Raw genomic sequence first — 2,243 nt, forward strand, 5'->3', positions numbered from 1 at the left:
CATCTACTGGATATTACAATCCTATAGTGATTTCAGCAGATGGGTTATATATATCAACAATTCCCCATGGAACTCTATACAATTTATAGAAAGATTTTAACTGATAAGTAAATGTTCATTTGAAATAACGATTTTATTAAATAGGTAAAAAAAGGGCACCTGACCAGGGTGCCCCGCCCATAACTATGAATAACAATCCATAATAATATATGTGACTTTTGCCCAATCGTGATGGAATCCAATAAAATCTTTATTTTTGAAAAAAGAGGTGATTAATTGATAAGTAAGTGTTCATTTGAAATAACGATTTTATTAAATGGGTAAAAAAAGAGCACCTGACCAGGGTGCTCCGACCATAACTATGAATAACAATCCATGATAATATATGTGACTTTTGCCTAATGGTGATGGAATCCAATAAAATCTTTATTTTTGAAAAAGAGAGGTGGTTCTTTGTACTGGCTATTTTATCAGTTTGATAATGGGAAAATTGTAAATCCTCCTATTACAATACCATTATTTGTTGCAATAGGAGGATTGGAAGTCCTAAGTTAAAGAAATAAGAATTTGTTTTTCAATGCATGTTATTGATCTTAAAGGCGAATGGAATTTTGTTGAGAGTCAATTGTAGAAAGAGAAAGAGTATTGGGAAGGTATTTCTCATATCAAGAAGTCGTTTAAAAAATATATGTTGAAGAATATTTTTAGTTTATTATTTAGAAAGCATGACATATACACAGGAGATTAATACAAATTGTCTTATATACTTAAGTTTCTATAAAATCGTAAATTTAATAAAAGACGAGAGGTAAATATAATAACACAAATAATCTATTTTCTTATATATAATAAATAAATCATTAATAATTCCAAGCTATCAATTTAATTATCAAGAAATGCAATCATATAGATTTTAAAGGGGATCATATTAGTATTTCTAGCGCAGATGATCGGTAGTATTTTAGATAAGAGTATATTCCATCCATTACAGATGTATTTATTTGAAATAAGAACCATTTAGTGAATTAATAATGAGTGCCACTTTAAAAGAAGAGAGGGCTTAGAATGGATAATGATGTTACATAAATATTTTATTTTTGTAAAAAAATGTTGTTTACAAAAGATAAGAAAGCGTACACTAACTAAAAAAGCTAATGCTAATATTGATACTAAAAAAGAGACATTTCTACTTACTTATATTGGTGGATAAAAAGGGGGTATATCATGTTAAATGCTTTTGAAAATAATTTTATTGAAATAATTAATGCTACAGAAAATAATCTGAAAAATATTCATTTAAAGATACCAAAGAAAAAGACGACAGTGTTTGTTGGTCTTTCAGGATCGGGAAAATCATCACTTGTCTTTGATACACTAGCTGCAGTATCAAGGAGGGAGTTAAATGAAACATTTCCAAGTTTTACACAACAATATTTACCGAAATATGGTCAACCTCATGTGGAAAATATTAAACATTTACCAGTAGCAATTGTGGTCGAACAACAACCGATTGGAAAAAGTGCTAGATCCACTTTAGCAACCTATACTGGAATTTATTCGTTAATAAGATTAATGTTTTCTAGGATTGGCAAACCTTTCATTGGATATTCTGAACATTATTCTTTTAATTTACCTCAAGGGATGTGTCCTACCTGTCAAGGATTAGGATATATCGATGAGATTCACGAAGACCTATTAATTGACAAGAACAAGTCACTTAATGAAGGAGCTATTACTTTCGTTAGTTTTGGACCAGGAACTTGGCGATGGGAAGGATACGCCAATAGTGGTTTATTTGATTTGGACAAACCACTTAAAGACTATACTCCAGAAGAATTTGAAATGTTTATGCATGCCCCGCGTCAAAAATTAGAAAACCCTCCTAAAGAATGGGGGAAAACTGCGTTATATGAAGGCTTGGTACCTAGGATAAAACGTTCCATTATTCAAAGCGCTGAAGGTCGACATCACAAAGCAGCAATTGAAGCTGTTGTTACTAAAAAAAACTGTCCGAATTGTAAGGGGACAAGGTTAAATTCAAAAACATTAACAAGCCGAATTAATGGATATAATATTGCAGAGGTCTGTTCCATGGATTTAATTCATCTTGTTGGATTTATTCAGAAAATCACAGAACCAATAGCCAAGGGTGTAACGCGTGAAATATTATCAAAAGTAAACGCATTAATTGATATTGGTTTAGGATATCTATCCCTAAATCGTGGAACAGACACTTTATCAGG

General features: G+C 31.0%; 1 protein-coding gene and 1 pseudogene. Both read left to right on the forward strand.

The genetic code is table 11. The annotated features are described in order from the left end of the window. Positions 1 to 826: 826 nt before the first annotated feature. A pseudogene (locus FOT98_RS33080) lies at positions 827 to 979 on the forward strand (CPBP family intramembrane glutamic endopeptidase); the annotation flags it as partial. A 245-nt stretch (positions 980 to 1,224) separates the two neighbouring features. Beyond that, the coding region (locus tag FOT98_RS26675; protein ID WP_483861241.1) for an excinuclease ABC subunit UvrA at positions 1,225 to 2,243 on the forward strand (1,019 nt) is incomplete at its 3' end.

This window comes from Bacillus sp. HY001 (genome assembly GCF_007558965.1).
GTDB classification, from domain to species: domain Bacteria; phylum Bacillota; class Bacilli; order Bacillales; family Bacillaceae_G; genus Bacillus_A; species Bacillus_A mobilis.